The organism is Brevibacterium sp. CSND-B09 (assembly GCF_052906525.1).
Map to the genome: position 1 here is coordinate 1 of NZ_JBREGI010000001.1, position 13,429 is coordinate 13,429.

Here is a 13,429-nt window from a genome sequence, read left to right on the forward strand (position 1 = left end):
GCATCGAGACAAAGAGGCCGGCGCCGCATCCGGGGCCCCGCTGCGCAACCCACCACCGGGCGCGGCGGCGTCAGACCTCGGAAGGCGCATGGGCCAAGCGCATCGAAGAGACCTACGGCATCACCGCCGAGGAGTACTGGGAGATCTACAGGGCCCAGGGTGGTCGCTGCTACATCTGCGAACGCGCCACCGGCGCGGCGAAGCGATTGAGCGTCGACCACGACCACGCCAACGGGCTGGTGCGCGGGCTGCTCTGCACCCGCTGCAACAAGCACACGCTCGGCAATGCCCGGGATGAGATCGAGTACTTCGAGCGGGCGATTGCGTATCTGCAATCACCGCCTGCGCAGCAGGTTATCGGTGAGCGGGTCGCACCCATCCACGGCACGGATGCCGAGAAGAGCAAGCCGCGGAAGCGGCGGGCAAGGAGGAAGAAATGAGAGTCCTAGTCACAGGTTCCAGGAGCCTTGAGAGCCGGGCGCTGGTCGAAGATGCGCTCCAGTGGGTTGCCTTCAACACTGACCCGACAGAGCTCATCACAGTGGTGCATGGCGCATGCCCGGGGGGCGCCGATGCATTCGCATCGGACTGGGCGAAGATCGCATTCAACACAGAAGAAGAGGCGCACCCCGCCGACTTCGCAGGGCTCGGGCCGAAGGCTGGACCGTTGCGTAATCAGGAAATGGTGGACCTTGGCGCTGACATCTGCCTGGCCTTCCCGGCCGAGGGCTCCCGGGGCACCTGGGACTGCGTTCGCAGGGCCCGAGCTGCCGGTATCCCAGTCGAGATCCATGAGGAGGAGAAGTGATCTTCGGGAGAAGAAAGCCGGCGCCGCCGGCAAGTAGCAGCGCCCCGACCGGACTGCCCGAGCTACCGAATGGCTACTGGTGGCGAGTCTCGAAGACGCCCGTCACGAGCGGGTACGACAGCTGGCCGTACCGCGTCGAGATTCGCACGACGAGAGAGCTGGTCGCAACCAAGGGGTTCCGTGACATGACGGACACCGGGGTCGCTGAGGCCGCGAGAGTTCTCCATCGAGTCTTCAAGAAGCGTCTGGTGACGCTCGAAAACGAGAGGCGCCTATTGGGTAACTTCCCGCCGAACAAACTGAAAGGAGTCAAGTGACCAAGATCGAGATCGACGAGGCAACAGGATTGCCTGAGCTCCCGGATGGCGAGGTTTGGCAGGTCGAGGAGCAGCGGGTCGACTCGCTCGGCGCTCGGCGTGGCTGGTATCTCAGCATCCTCGGGCCTGAGCGGGAGCGCGAATGGTCTTCCTGGGAGACGGACCTCTACTACTCGGAGCCGACCCTACGGCGCGAAGACAGCGACACCATCCAGACCCGGGAAGTCCTGCTCGGACGCACCTGGTATGGAGCGAGGAAAGTCCGGCACGAGTACCGCTACGCCATCGGCACCGGCTCGAATGTGCGCTGGGTATCGCGGATTGCGTATGCCGGCGAGTACCCGACGCAGAAGGACCTGCGCACCGCCGCATTCCGGGCGCTCAAGGCCCGGGCGAGGCGTGCCGAGGCGACGAGCCTGATTGGCCTCTACCCACCGAACACGATTGGAGAATCGAATGACTGACATCATCAACCACCCATCGCACTACGCCGAGGGTCGCAAGTACGAACCGATCGACGTGTTCATCGACTGGGATCTCGGGCCGCTTGAGTGGCAGGTCTGCAAGTACCTGTCCCGTCTCGGCCGGAAGGGCAACGCCCTCGAGGATGCGAAGAAGGCACAGTTCTACATGAACCGATTGGTCGAAGAGCTGACTCCCCCACCGATCAGCGTGGACAAAATCGTCGACAAATCGATCACCACCGACAGGATCGTCACCGTCGAGCCGCAGGGCAGCACCTACAACATCACCCTCGACACCGCAGAGGGCATTGCATCAGACGGCCTGGACCTTGATGAAACCGCAGGGGAAGTTGGCAATGCCGACGCTAAGCACGTGAACATCGTGCGTGCTGCGAAGGTCATGGCGAGCAATCCAGGACTGCATCTGTGACCGACACGGAGAAGCCACCCATCTGGCCGATCCTCGAGCACTACGGGCTCGACGGCATCGAGCCGGCAGCGGGCAGGGTCAAGGTGCTCTGCCCGTTCCACGACGAGCAAAGGCCCTCGGCATCTGTCGATGTCGATAAGCAGTACTTCAAGTGCTTCGGATGCGAGGCATCGGGCGACGGATACGCGATAGTCATGCGGCAGGAAGGAGTCGACTTTGTTGGTGCCAAGCAATGGATCGAAGAGAATGTTGGCTTCGTCGGCGATTCGGTTCCATCGAGAACTACTCGAGAACCAAGACGGACCAGCCTTCGCATATCTCAGCGGGGAACGAGGGCTAAGCCTCGAAACGATCGAGCAGTTCAAGCTCGGCGTCGTAAGCGAATCGGATGAGGAGTACGGGCACCTCGCGGGCTACCTCTCCATTCCCTACATAACCCCCACCAGCCCCACCGAGTGGTGGCAGAACTACGTGGACCTGCGCTTCAGGCGAGGTCCCGAGATGCCGGACACCGCCCCGAAGTACCGAACACTGCCGGGTCATCCGACCCGGCTTTTTGCTACCACGACGCTGGCGAACCCCAGCGACTACATCGTGATAGTCGAGGGCGAGGTCGATGCCATGACCCTCATCCAGTGCGGGATCCCTGCTGTCGGCGTCCCCGGCGTCAAGGCGTGGAAGCCGTACTACAAGAACATCTTCGCCGGGTTCGAGAGGGTCTACATCCTCGCGGACAAGGACGAAGCGAAGGATGACGCCGAGGTCGGCGTCGGCGAGAGGTTCGCCGAAGAAGTAGCGAGGGCAGTGCCCAACCCCAAAGTCATTGTCGTGCCGGATGGCGGCGACACAAACGGATTCTATTTGAAGCATGGCGCCGCGGAACTCCGCGGCCTGATTGGAGTGTAAGTGCCACTGAAGAATGGCGATGCCGTCACATTGCGGCTGGGCCGCGACGAATACGTAGAGGGCGAGGTCGTCGAGACGAACTACCCGGATGTCTTCTCTGTTGGGTGGACCATCCTCTGTGTCATCACCGAAGGCGGACACCCCCGCTACGGGCAGCTCGCACCGTTTGCCGCGAGCGAAGTCAGCTACAAGGAAGAGGCAAGGGCTTGAGCAAATTGCAGGAGATCCTAGAGGATCCGGGCGACACTCGTCCGATGATCGAGCAGGCAATGGACCTGCTGAACGACGAGGATTACGCAGCCGTCTCCGAGGCGCTGCGAAGCTCGATGTTCGCAAGCAAGACAATCCATCTGGCTCTCGCCAGTGACGGCGCAGTATCTGATGCCGGCAGGGTCCCGAGCGCTGACTCGATCTACAAGTACCGGACCCGGAAGGGGTGGCTGTGAGTAGCATCAAGGACGTGCTGAGCAGCACGACGATTCCCCACCCCCCGAAGAACTGGCGTGCCGGCCTCGAGTTCGATGGCACCGGCGGCGAGGCCACCTCGAAGCCCCTCCTGGCCAACGCCGAGTATGACCCAGACGAGACCCTGCGCGATGCAGGGCTGGATCCGAGCCGGTTCGAGGTATCGAACTTCCGATTCTCCACCTGGGATGCTCAGACACGCGAAGGCATCGAGACCTTCCGCTCCTATAAGTTCAGCTTCAGAGAGAAGACCGACGAGGTGGATCACGCCGACATCGACGAGCTGGTCGATGTCATCAGCGGGCACTCCCGCGGGGGCCTGCTCGACGAGGGCACCGGCAAGTACGGGCCATCCGTCTTTGCGGTCGGCGACCTGCAGCTCGGCAAGGGCGACGGGGACGGATCCGAAGGGATCGTTCGCCGCTACATGTCGGCCCTCGAGGCTGGCGTCAAACGCTGGTCCGAGTCGGATGCCGACTCCGAAGAGGTCCTGATCGCATTCCTCGGTGACTGCATCGAGGGCGTCGTATCCCAGGGCGGGAAGAACATCGGCACCAACGACCTCACTCTCACCGAGCAGCTGCGCGTGCTGCGACACCTGATGACGCAGACGATCGCACGCTTCGCTGATGCTGGCGCGGTCGTGACCGTCGCTTCGGTGCCTGGCAACCATGATGAGACGTACCGCTCCCCCGTCAACTCGAAGCCTCATGACTCGTTCGCCGTCGACAGCCTCCGCGCTGTCGAGGAGGCGTTCAAGCTTGCGGGCCGGGACGATGTGACGTTCCTGTACCCGAAGGAATCAGAGCTCGCTATCGCCGCGACAGTCGGAGGCGTCGGCTTCCTCATGGCCCACGGCCATCAGTGGCGCACCGGCAAGCACTACGCATGGTGGCAGGGACAGAGCTTCAGCGGCCAGACCGGCCACGATGCCGACTGGCTTCTCGCCGGCCACCGCCATCACCTGTTCATCGACACGGAATCCGACCGGTACTTCCTGCAGGTCCCGGCGCTCGAGCAGCGCTCGGACTGGTGGAGGAACAAGACCGGCCAGGTCGGCAATCCCGGCGCCGTCTATCTCGAAGTCGAGCCCAGCGGGGCTCCTCGAGTCATCACCCTCGTTCAGTAAGGAAAGAATTGGAATCAGAACACCCGGCCATTGACCCGGCCAAGTTGAGCAGCGTCATCAGGAACGTCGCCAAGAAGCAGTCCACAGACGTGATGGATCCCGAAGACCTGGAGCAAGAGCTCTGGGTCTTTTATCTCGAGGAGCTGGCGCCCCGAGACTACCCGGAGGGCACGATCGTCGACCTCATCAAGAAGCAGGGCGTGAAGGTCGCTCGCGACGAGCGCATCGACTACATGCAGTTCCGCGGAGCTTTCATCTACTCCCCCGCTGTCGTCCGCACGATCCTCGAGGATGCTGTGTGGGTTGACGCCGAGGATAGCCCCGACATCGAGGGACGCATCGACGTTTCACGAGCTCTTGGCGAGCTTGAAACCGACGAGCGGTTCCTGCTTCGCCGGAAGTTCGGACCGCTAGTAGACGACATCGACCCCCTCCCCTTCTCGACCACCGAGCACATGCGTATCGAACGCGCCATCGACAAGATCAGCATGATCCTCAATCGCGGAGCCTCGCGCTCCGAGCTCGACATCGACACCGCCAGCGAAGAGCTGGCCTACCCGGCATTCGCCTGATCGGAGATTCATTGACCATCACAGTATTCAGCAAACCAGCGTGCACCCAGTGCACCATGACGAAGAAGGCCCTTGGAAACAAGGGCTTTACTTATGTCGAGGCTGCGATCTACGAGCAGCCCGGCGAGTGGCTTGACGAGATCAAGTCCGAGGGCTTGTTGTCCGCTCCGATCGTCCAGGTGGACTACGCCTCGGGCGGTCAGATTCGATGGGCAGGCTTCCGGCCTGACCTCATCGACGAACTTCGAGGGGATGATGCAGCTTGATCAAGGCACGCTACGCACGGCAGCTCCGGCAGGGCATCATCTTCTACGAGCTCTGCCAGGAGAACCATCTGCTGATCGCCTATGCCCGCGAGGTCCTAACGCCCCTCGGTATGGAATCGTTCATTCGCCTCATGGAGAAGGATGGGCACCGCAGGGTCTTCGTTCTGCCGCTGATCTAGACCTAGCGGTCGGGCCCCGCCGGGAATGTTATCGAGCCGATACCACCGGCGGGATGATCCCCGCCCGACTACAAATAGGATTAGATCATGAAGAGAATCGCAGCGGCAGTTGCCGCTCTACTACTGCTGCCCGGGTGCAGCTCACCCGCCAGTAAGGACGCCCGAATCGGAGAGGCTGTCGAGCTCGACGACCTCACCATCACAGTCGAGGACAAGGGTGTGCGCACCGCCGAGCAGGGTGCCGACCCTGCCGAGTGGGATGGCAAGGAGGTTCGCGCCTACGAGGTGTTCATCGAGAACACCAGCGACAAGAGCGTGGACCTGTCGGGCGTATCGAAGGGCGCCGCATCCACCGATGCGGGATCCCCGGTTGATGTGTTTGACCCTGGCTACTACTCGGAAGCACTGGGCACGGTGCCGGCTGGGCACAAGGCGTCAGCCAAGTTCACCTACGGTATCCCCGATGGGGCCACCGAGATTACCGTCGTCATTGCCGGTGTCGGCGATGACATCCCGTTTACCGGCAACCTCTAGACAAACGCAAAAAGGCCCCCTCGGGAGCACCTTGGCATTACGCCTTGGCGCCCTCGAGGGGGCTTCTTTTTTTGTATCTAACATATGCATGAACGCTTATGCGTCTAATTGCGCGGCTTGTTCTCCCAGTCAACATCATCGGGATGCAGCCATGCGCCAGTAAACCTGTTTCGCTTGTCCAGAATCTCGACGTAGATCGCTGGGCCATCGGGATCCAACCGCAGGGCGTGACCGCCCTTCCACTCCTCACCGTCGTACTCCCACACGATCCTCGCCTGAACGGGAATCCGCTCACGCATCGGCTTGTCGCGTGCTGGGAGACGGTTCAAGATGTTCTGATATTCCGGGGCGCTTCCAGAGAACTGTTCGTACATACGTTCTATTGTTCACCGAGGAGGCTCGGCGATCAAGTGACCGGGGACTCCCAGATCTTCTTCCAGGTCGCGAGGCCGACGAGGCCATCGGGCTTCAAGCCCTTCTCCTTCTGGAATGCAATGACGACGCGCTTCGTCTTCGCGCCGAAGCGCCCATCGACCGACAGCTTCCAGCCGCGCTTCTTCAGCTGCGCCTGCAGCTGCTTGATTCCAGCACGATCCTTCGCGACCACGCCGGAGTGGTTCTTCGCGTTCCGCGACTCGACCCCGTACCAGTGCCCCTTCTTCAAAGGGAACTTCGGAGCCTTCTGCGACTTGCGAGGCTTCTTGGCCTTCGCCTTCTTGCCGGCATTGATCTTCGCCCAGGTCGCCTTGCCGACAATGCCATCGACACCGAGCTTGTACTTCCGCTGGAAGTCCATGACCGCGGCCTTGGTGGATGCGCCGAAGTAGCCGTCGACCTTGACGCCGACAGCCTTCTGGATCCGCTTGACGGGCTCACCCTTGTTGCCCTGTCGGACAGTCGGGGTCTTACCGCTCACCGAGGTCCAGGAAGATCCGCCACCACCGCTCGAGGTGGCTCCGCCCTTCGGGCCAGGCTTCTTGCCTGCGCGAATCTTGTCAGCGAGGGCCGCAACCGCGGCTGTGCCCTTGTTGATCTCGACATGCATCTCGTCCTTGCGGCCGGAGTAGTTCTTGCCGTGGCGAAGAACACCATCGCAATCCGCGAGGATGCGGTTGATTGCTGCAACCTGCTTCGACGAGAAGGTGCCGACCTTGCCGAGAGGGTGCTGCGGAGCGTTGAGGTCGAGAGCAGTGCCCGAGGCGTGATTCGACAGCGTGGTCGAATTGCCGCGGATCGTGCGCTCGGCATAGCCCCAGTTGCCGGGCCACTTCAGGGGCTCGACTTCGGAATGGAATCGCTTCGCGAAATACACAAGGACGGTTGCGACATCACCCTTGCGAACAGCGACCTTGCCGCCGGGGATCTCATAGGACGCGATCAGCGATCGGTCGTTGGCGCGGTATCCGTTCTGAGAGGTAGCCATGCTCAGACCACCTCTGCCATGTCGAACTCACTCGGGTCCGGGATCTCGGGGTCATCCTCGATGCCGGCCTCCACGGCCGGGTCGTACACGTCCTCCTCGACAGGCTCCTCGACCTGCACGTAGGTGCCGGACTTGGCCGGCATGAGCCAGGCCACGAGGATCGCAGCGAGCGACGAGATCAGTCCGCCGATGATGACGGCAACCTCGGGCGGGACATCCACGCCAGCGAGGCCCAGGCCCCACACGACGAGAGGTGCGATGCTGGCGCCACCCGCAAGGGATACGGCGCCGGTGGTTCCGGTCTTGCCGGAAATGGTCTTAGTCAAAGGGGTCTCCTTGAATAGAGAAGGGCACCCCCGAAGGGGTGCCCGTAGGTATGTGTGTGCTGCTCGTTATGCCCGGTACTCAGGGGGCGGCTCAGGAACGTCCGCCTCGGTGTCGAGCTCGCCCGCCTCGAAGCGGCGGTTGATCCACTCCAGAACGGAGGCGATGTAGCCGCGGAACGAGAAGAGGGTGGCTTCGAGCCTGGCTGTCTCGGCAAGGTGGTCTCGCCGAACCTTCGCCATCTCTTCGCGCAGGCTCAGCACCTCGGTGGTGCGCTCAAGGTTCTCTCGCGAGAGCTTCGCGATGTCCGCGGACTGCTCCTTGAGCTTGTCGTCGATGCGCTCGATCTCTTCCCTGTACCGATCCACGAGCCCGAGCTCGTTCTGCTCCTTCTGCTGCTCGGCCTGCACCCGGCTGGATCGCTTCGACACGAGCCAGGTGACAACGGCGGTGATGATCACGCCAAGCAGAGACAGGGCCGGCTGGATCAGTGCTTCCATCAAAGACCTCCCGGCGCATCGCGGCTGCGATGTATTGGGTTAGGCCAACCGGAGCAGAAGAAGATCAGCGCCACGAAGGTTCCATACATGACCACGGAGACGATTGCCGTGGGCAGGATCCCGGTACAGAACGCGATGAAGAACAGGCTCGCCCACAGGGCGGGCGGTGCGATCGCGACAAGGAATCCGATGGTGGTGAACTTCGGATGCTTCTGCCCGCGCCATGCGCAGAAGAGCAGGAACAGCCCGGCAAGAATCCAGACCCATCCCAGCTCGTTCTCGTTGAGGAGTTCGGGCAGGAACGAGAATGCGGCTGATCTAGTCGGCGTCGAGATGAACACGTAGCTCGCCCCTACAGCCATCCACGGCAGCGACAGGACCAGGAGGAATGCACCCCTGAACCCGTCAAGCTTCTTGGCTATCCTCTTCGGGATCATGCAGACTCGCTCACAACCTCAGCCTCGGCGACAGGGCAGCTCTCGCATTTCTGATTGGCTTCAAGCTCGGCGACCTTCGCCTCGAGCTCTTCGATGCGCAGGCGCTGCATGACGCGCTCTTCCTTGAGCTGGATGTTCTCGGTCAGGTTCTCCTGGTAGAGAGCGGCGAGGACCTTGGACTGGTCGGTGTTCTGTTCCATGTGAGTCTTCTTTCGTTGTGAATGCAGAAGGGCCCCCAGCGCAATGCCAGGGCCCCTTCGGGGTGGTGAGTGTCAGGCGGCTTCGAGTGCTTCGAGCCGGGACTCGAGGGCTTCGATCCGATCCCGCTGCGAGCGGACGATGGGGATGAGGGCGGGACCGATGCGGTCGTACAGGACGCTCTCGGTTTCGCCGTCATCGTTGTAGGTGACGAACATTTCAAGCCCTGCCGCCTCCAGGTCCTCGGCGACGACGCCAGGGATCCGCTCGAGACCGCCGCAGTCGGAGAGGTCCCCTTCGGGCTCCTCCCCCAGGGCAATGGCCGTCTCGTAGTCGGCGATTCGATCCGCCCTGGTCTTGTCGATCCAGGTCTTCGCGTCGACGGACAGGAGTCGATCCTCGAATGAATCAACCGTGTCCGTGATCGGCTCCTCGAGGAGCTTGAACCGCCGGGCAGAGCTGATGTAGTACACCCTGCCGGACTTGCGACCGAGGGCTACGGCGCCCGAGTCCCCCGGGAGGGTGGGGATGGCGATGTTCTCGGCGTCAAGCATGAGACGCCGACTAGCGGCGTTGACGTAGAATCCAATGCCATCGTTATCGAGGTACAGGCTCGCGCCAATAGTCCCGTTGGAGTTCTGCCAGCCCGTCCAGATCTTGCGGTCTTCCATGTAGAACCGCTGGTTGTAGCCGGTTGACGCGGTAGTGGACAGGATGGTTCCATCGGCGTCAATCCTCTGGTAGCCCTTGCTGTCGCGGAGTCCCATGTAGACCTCGTTGTCAAACAGGTTCAGGAGGGCGCCTCGGGAGCTGCTGGTCTTACCTGGTCCCTGGAGTGCTATCGCCACCCTCCCGGATCCGCCATCGACCACGCCGAAGCCTGCCTCCGTCGGATGACCCGCGAGGTTGCCCCAGATGAGTCCCGGAGATACTTTGCCGGATGCGAACGCGGGGCCAACCATCAGCTTGCCCACCGAGTTTTCCTGCTCAAGGACGCCCTTCATTACCATCGAGCCGGCAACCATCTCGGCGATGACTTCGTTGCTCGAGTTGAACTGCTTCAGGCCCTGCGTCGTGATCTCCACGCGCGAGCCAGAGCTTGCCGTCTTGATCGTAGAGCCGGTGATGGATCCACCCTGGAGGGTGAACGACCCCGAGGTCATGTCGACGATCGTCGCGCCCAGGCTGTTGTACTGCTTCAGCCCGTTCTGCGTGAGCTCGACCCGCGCACCTGCCGAGGCGGTGCGGATCGTGGCGCCGGTGATCGTCTTGCCGTTCATCGCATCGGCGTCGATCTGGTTGCCCATGATCTTGCCGGAGGTGATGACGTTCGCGTCGATCGAACCGATGATGCCGGACTCTGCAGTGATGGCACCGGTGCGGATGTGCTCGGTGCTGATGGCACCGTTCTCGATGAGGGTTGCACCGACCTGCTTGTAGAGCTTCATGCCGGCGACATAGAACGTCGCCGTTCGCTCGGTGCCCGACGAGTGGTTGACGTAGAAGTTGCCGAGGTTCATGCCGGTCACTCCCGGTGGGACAGTGATCTTCCTGACTACCTTCGTCCAGGTAGTTGGCACCGTGAAGTACGCCGGGTAGGTTCCGTTGGCGTGATCCGGCCCTGTGACCGTGGTCCAGTCGTAACCCGTTCGACGCACATGAGCCCCGGCCTGATCTCGAGACTCCTGAACGATCCTCGCGTCAGGCTTGTTGGCCTTGTACCAAGCTTCGAAGACCATCACGTCGCCAGGCTGGACGGGGTAGTTGCCGAACCCGAGGTGTCGAGTGCTGGTTCCGCCGATGCTCGCCGAGCGCGTGTATGGCTCCGGGGAATCGGTCTGCAGCGTGAATGCGCCGTTCCAGCCGGCTAAATCGCCAGAAGTCAGCTCGCCGTTCGGGATCAGGTTGCGGTCGCCGCCCAGCAGAACCTTGTCTGCTGTGATCGTGTTCGCACCGATTCTTGCAGCGTCGAGAACGCCAGAGGTGATGACACCGGCATTCAGCGACCCGATGATTCCGCTCTCCGCAGTGATCGCGCCGGTGGCGATCTTCGAGGTGGTGATCGCTCCGTCCTGAATAAGCGTGCCGGCCACTGCCGGCCGGATTGACGGCAGGCAGAACTCTATCGCCGCATTGTGACCAGCCTGGGCATACAGACCGATCGTTGCCTCGACCGACGAGTCGGGTGTGACTACGATCCCCTCGATCAGACCCCACTCATTTGCTGGAATGGTCGCAGCGTTTGAGTGATAGCTCGGAGAGCTCCATGCATAGGTGTTGTTGTCGGAGGGGCGGAAGCACCTGACATAGAGGGCGGCTTTGCCCACTGCGATCGCGCTCGTGGATCTCGCCCAGGCGGAAATCACATAGGGGGCACCTCCCACTACCCTGGCGTGGCGAGGGTCGAGGTTCGCGATGTTCCCGAAGTACCCGCCAGACTGGCCGGATGACGCGGCGACCTTAGCTGCCGCCGATCCGTCCTTGCCGCCGGTGGCTGAGGAGAGAGTGACCAGCGAGCCCCAGTTGGCTGCGTTATCTGCAAAGTACGGGTCGGGCAGGAGGTTTGCCCCGCCGCCAATCAAAAGCTTGTCTGCGGTGATTGAGTTGGCTGCAATCCGCGCCGAGTTCAGCGCGCCCACGGTGATGGTGCCAGCGTCGATCGAGCCGATAATTCCCGACTCCGCGGTGATGGCCCCGGCTGCGATCTTGCCGGTGGTGATCGCCTTGTCGGCGATGCCCTTCCCGCCTACGGCGTAGGCGAGCTGCGCGGAGCCCTTGACAGTGTTCCCGGGAACAGAGTCGACAGTCACCTCAAGGAAGAGTGACCAGGCGTAGACGCTCGGGTAAATTCCGAGGACCTGCAGGTCAAGATCATCGAGCTTGGTCGAATGCGTTCGCGTCGACCCGAACTTGTCTTCCTTAATCGCCAGGGGCTGAACGAGCTCCATGACCCCGGAGCCTGGCACCGCCACGCCCAGGACGATTCGTGCAGTCGGAGCTTTGCCTGGCGAGTAGAACTCGAGCAGGCCCGCGGCGCCAAGGCCCAGGCCGTTCGACTGAATGGTGTCCTCAACGGTGATCTGCCATGTGCCCGCGGTATTGAACGAGCTGGTCAGGGGAAGGCGGGCAGTTACCGTCCCCGCTTTCGCACCAGCCGGAACCTTCGCCTCAACGCCTAGCGCTCCAGGCGTGAAGGTGAAGCCGGCGATGCTTGCCCACTGCTTGCTGATGGCGTGCTTCGTGGTGCCCGCCTCATCGAGAAGCGCGAAGACATTCTCGCCAGCACCCGGAGGTGAGAACGAATCCCGAACGGTAATCCACTTACCGCTCTTGTAGATGTACGGCTTGTTGTTATCGGACGGGTCGAACCACAGGTCACCCTCTTTGGATACTGCAGCTGACGGCATGGTCGGGGTGTAATGGGTGCTGGTCCCGACGCCGTTCTCAACGACCTCATCGAGGTCCTGGCGCAGCTCATCCTGCGCAGCCTTGATGTCGGCCACGCGCTGATCTGCAGCAGAGACCCACGCTCCGTCCTGGAAGACGTGCGGGGTGTTCTTCCCGTCAGCAGACGAGTCGAACCAAAGGTCCCCCTCTTTCGCTTCGCTGGCGGCAGGAGCTGTCGGGCGGAAGAAGTTCTTCGTGCCCGAGCCGTCAGTAATGACGGCATCGAGATCCTGGCGAAGCTCTTCCTGAACGCGCTCGATGGCAGACTGTCGGGCATCACGGTTCGACACCCAGCTGCCGGTGGCTTCGTCGTAGATGTTCGGGATGGATTCGCCATCGTCGTTCATCTCGAACCAGATGTCGCCGTCCTTGAACGGGACATCGGGGTCAGGCTCAGGAGCCTCGGGGCCACGCCAGATCCCGTTCTTCCCGTCCGCGGTGATCGCGGCGGTGACACCGGTGAGCCAGGCATCGGTCAGCGCTTCGTCGATGCTTGCGATGGCGAGCACCTGCTCGGCCATATCGGAGGGCTCGGAGAACTTGCCGGCCTTCGACCTGGCGACCAGTCGGACGTAGTAGGTGCCCGTCTCTGTCAGCGGGCCGATGACGTGGGACCCGCCCTCCAGCGAGGCGTATGCCCCGCCGAAGGACTGGACGCGATCGGGGACGAAGTTCTCGTCCATCGACGCATGGATCTCAACGAGGTCCAGGTCTGCGGTGATCAGAGGATCCTCTTCGCCCTCGCTGGGCTCGAACCCGCCGTCCCATTCGACGCGGAGCAGGCCGGCGTCGGCCGATACCTTGGGCGCCCTGGGGCGGGGAGGCTTCGGGCCTCCCGAGTAGTCGATGACGAACCCGCCATCATCGCCGAGGCCAATGCCGCCGACCCGATTGCCGTCACCGTCACGGATCTCAAGATCCCCACCGTCAACAGAGGCGTTGGCGAGCTGGGGGCTTGTAGCGTGGCCGAGCGCAAGGCGCCGAAGGCCGTTGATCTCCTGTGCGAGCCTCTTGATTGAGGACAAAAGGA

Annotated in this window: 20 protein-coding genes and 1 pseudogene; 14 read left to right on the plus strand and 7 right to left on the minus strand. The window is 62.3% G+C overall.

Annotated elements, in window-relative coordinates; translation table 11 throughout:
• From ACU4IU_RS00005 to ACU4IU_RS00070, 14 genes and pseudogenes are all read left to right on the plus strand, one after another.
• On the plus strand, positions 1-440 hold a 440-nt coding region (locus tag ACU4IU_RS00005), incomplete at its 5' end, for an endonuclease VII domain-containing protein (RefSeq protein WP_446655565.1).
• Positions 437-808, plus strand: a complete 372-nt coding sequence (locus ACU4IU_RS00010) for an SLOG family protein (RefSeq protein ID WP_446655566.1) — start codon at positions 437-439, stop codon at positions 806-808. The genes ACU4IU_RS00005 and ACU4IU_RS00010, both read left to right, overlap by 4 nt.
• On the plus strand, positions 805-1,125 hold the full coding sequence (locus tag ACU4IU_RS00015; RefSeq protein WP_446655567.1) for a hypothetical protein: 321 nt from the start codon (positions 805-807) through the stop codon (positions 1,123-1,125). Before ACU4IU_RS00010 ends, ACU4IU_RS00015 begins: the two co-directional genes overlap by 4 nt.
• Positions 1,122-1,589 (plus strand): hypothetical protein, encoded by a 468-nt coding sequence (locus ACU4IU_RS00020; protein WP_446655568.1) that lies wholly within the window; start codon positions 1,122-1,124, stop codon positions 1,587-1,589. Before ACU4IU_RS00015 ends, ACU4IU_RS00020 begins: the two co-directional genes overlap by 4 nt.
• A complete protein-coding gene (locus tag ACU4IU_RS00025; RefSeq protein ID WP_446655569.1) occupies positions 1,582-2,019 on the plus strand; it encodes a DUF3310 domain-containing protein in 438 nt (145 codons plus the stop codon). Before ACU4IU_RS00020 ends, ACU4IU_RS00025 begins: the two co-directional genes overlap by 8 nt.
• 83 nt (positions 2,020-2,102) lie before the next feature.
• Positions 2,103-2,204, plus strand: a pseudogene (locus tag ACU4IU_RS00030) (CHC2 zinc finger domain-containing protein); the annotation flags it as partial.
• Between the two features lie 37 nt (positions 2,205-2,241).
• A complete protein-coding gene (locus tag ACU4IU_RS00035) occupies positions 2,242-2,925 on the plus strand; it encodes a toprim domain-containing protein (protein ID WP_446655570.1) in 684 nt (227 codons plus the stop codon).
• Positions 2,926-3,135: a hypothetical protein gene (locus ACU4IU_RS00040; RefSeq protein WP_446655571.1), complete on the plus strand. Its 210-nt coding sequence runs from the start codon at positions 2,926-2,928 to the stop codon at positions 3,133-3,135. It begins immediately after the preceding gene.
• Between the two features lie 44 nt (positions 3,136-3,179).
• Complete coding sequence (locus ACU4IU_RS00045) at positions 3,180-3,371, plus strand: hypothetical protein (RefSeq protein ID WP_446655572.1); 192 nt, start codon at positions 3,180-3,182, stop codon at positions 3,369-3,371.
• Complete coding sequence (locus ACU4IU_RS00050; RefSeq protein WP_446655573.1) at positions 3,368-4,519, plus strand: metallophosphoesterase; 1,152 nt, start codon at positions 3,368-3,370, stop codon at positions 4,517-4,519. Before ACU4IU_RS00045 ends, ACU4IU_RS00050 begins: the two co-directional genes overlap by 4 nt.
• A gap of 8 nt (positions 4,520-4,527) precedes the next feature.
• Positions 4,528-5,091 (plus strand): hypothetical protein, encoded by a 564-nt coding sequence (locus ACU4IU_RS00055; protein WP_446655574.1) that lies wholly within the window; start codon positions 4,528-4,530, stop codon positions 5,089-5,091.
• Between the two features lie 11 nt (positions 5,092-5,102).
• Positions 5,103-5,357, plus strand: coding sequence for a glutaredoxin domain-containing protein (locus tag ACU4IU_RS00060; RefSeq protein WP_446655575.1), 255 nt, complete (start codon positions 5,103-5,105; stop codon positions 5,355-5,357).
• Positions 5,354-5,536, plus strand: coding sequence for a hypothetical protein (locus ACU4IU_RS00065; RefSeq protein ID WP_446655576.1), 183 nt, complete (start codon positions 5,354-5,356; stop codon positions 5,534-5,536). The genes ACU4IU_RS00060 and ACU4IU_RS00065 overlap by 4 nt, the downstream gene beginning before the upstream one ends.
• An 87-nt stretch (positions 5,537-5,623) precedes the next feature.
• Positions 5,624-6,070, plus strand: a complete 447-nt coding sequence (locus ACU4IU_RS00070) for a hypothetical protein (protein ID WP_446655577.1) — start codon at positions 5,624-5,626, stop codon at positions 6,068-6,070.
• A 104-nt stretch (positions 6,071-6,174) separates the two neighbouring features.
• Here the strand turns inward: ACU4IU_RS00070 and ACU4IU_RS00075 are convergent, their stop codons facing one another.
• The 7 genes from ACU4IU_RS00075 to ACU4IU_RS00105 form a co-directional block, all read right to left on the minus strand.
• Entirely contained in the window at positions 6,175-6,444 is a 270-nt protein-coding gene (locus tag ACU4IU_RS00075; protein WP_446655578.1) for a hypothetical protein, read from the minus strand.
• 32 nt (positions 6,445-6,476) lie between these two features.
• Positions 6,477-7,493 carry a peptidoglycan-binding protein gene (locus ACU4IU_RS00080; RefSeq protein WP_446655579.1) on the minus strand — a complete coding sequence of 339 codons (1,017 nt, stop codon included), beginning with the start codon at positions 7,491-7,493 and terminating at the stop codon, positions 6,477-6,479.
• Positions 7,494-7,495: 2 nt separating this feature from the next.
• Positions 7,496-7,819, minus strand: a complete 324-nt coding sequence (locus ACU4IU_RS00085; RefSeq protein ID WP_446655580.1) for a hypothetical protein — start codon at positions 7,817-7,819, stop codon at positions 7,496-7,498.
• Between the two features lie 66 nt (positions 7,820-7,885).
• Complete coding sequence (locus ACU4IU_RS00090; RefSeq protein WP_446655581.1) at positions 7,886-8,317, minus strand: hypothetical protein; 432 nt, start codon at positions 8,315-8,317, stop codon at positions 7,886-7,888.
• The gene (locus tag ACU4IU_RS00095) at positions 8,317-8,754 is read right to left on the minus strand and encodes a hypothetical protein (protein ID WP_446655582.1); all 438 of its coding nucleotides are present in this window, start codon (positions 8,752-8,754) and stop codon (positions 8,317-8,319) included. Before ACU4IU_RS00095 ends, ACU4IU_RS00090 begins: the two co-directional genes overlap by 1 nt.
• A complete protein-coding gene (locus ACU4IU_RS00100) occupies positions 8,751-8,954 on the minus strand; it encodes a hypothetical protein (protein WP_446655583.1) in 204 nt (67 codons plus the stop codon). Before ACU4IU_RS00100 ends, ACU4IU_RS00095 begins: the two co-directional genes overlap by 4 nt.
• Positions 8,955-9,026: 72 nt before the next feature.
• On the minus strand, positions 9,027-13,424 hold the full coding sequence (locus tag ACU4IU_RS00105; protein ID WP_446655584.1) for a hypothetical protein: 4,398 nt from the start codon (positions 13,422-13,424) through the stop codon (positions 9,027-9,029).
• Between the last annotated feature and the right edge of the window lie 5 nt (positions 13,425-13,429).

What these genes read in the sequence shown, in the direction of transcription:
- ACU4IU_RS00025 (WP_446655569.1), top strand. Translation starts at nt 1,582, where the DNA reads ATGACTGACATCATCAACCACCCATCGCACTACGCCGAGGGTCGCAAG.
- ACU4IU_RS00100 (WP_446655583.1), bottom strand. Translation starts at nt 8,954, where the DNA reads ATGGAACAGAACACCGACCAGTCCAAGGTCCTCGCCGCTCTCTACCAG.
- ACU4IU_RS00070 (WP_446655577.1), top strand. Translation starts at nt 5,624, where the DNA reads ATGAAGAGAATCGCAGCGGCAGTTGCCGCTCTACTACTGCTGCCCGGG.
- ACU4IU_RS00095 (WP_446655582.1), bottom strand. Translation starts at nt 8,754, where the DNA reads ATGATCCCGAAGAGGATAGCCAAGAAGCTTGACGGGTTCAGGGGTGCA.
- ACU4IU_RS00045 (WP_446655572.1), top strand. Translation starts at nt 3,180, where the DNA reads ATGATCGAGCAGGCAATGGACCTGCTGAACGACGAGGATTACGCAGCC.
- ACU4IU_RS00090 (WP_446655581.1), bottom strand. Translation starts at nt 8,317, where the DNA reads ATGGAAGCACTGATCCAGCCGGCCCTGTCTCTGCTTGGCGTGATCATC.
- ACU4IU_RS00075 (WP_446655578.1), bottom strand. Translation starts at nt 6,444, where the DNA reads ATGTACGAACAGTTCTCTGGAAGCGCCCCGGAATATCAGAACATCTTG.
- ACU4IU_RS00080 (WP_446655579.1), bottom strand. Translation starts at nt 7,493, where the DNA reads ATGGCTACCTCTCAGAACGGATACCGCGCCAACGACCGATCGCTGATC.
- ACU4IU_RS00010 (WP_446655566.1), top strand. Translation starts at nt 437, where the DNA reads ATGAGAGTCCTAGTCACAGGTTCCAGGAGCCTTGAGAGCCGGGCGCTG.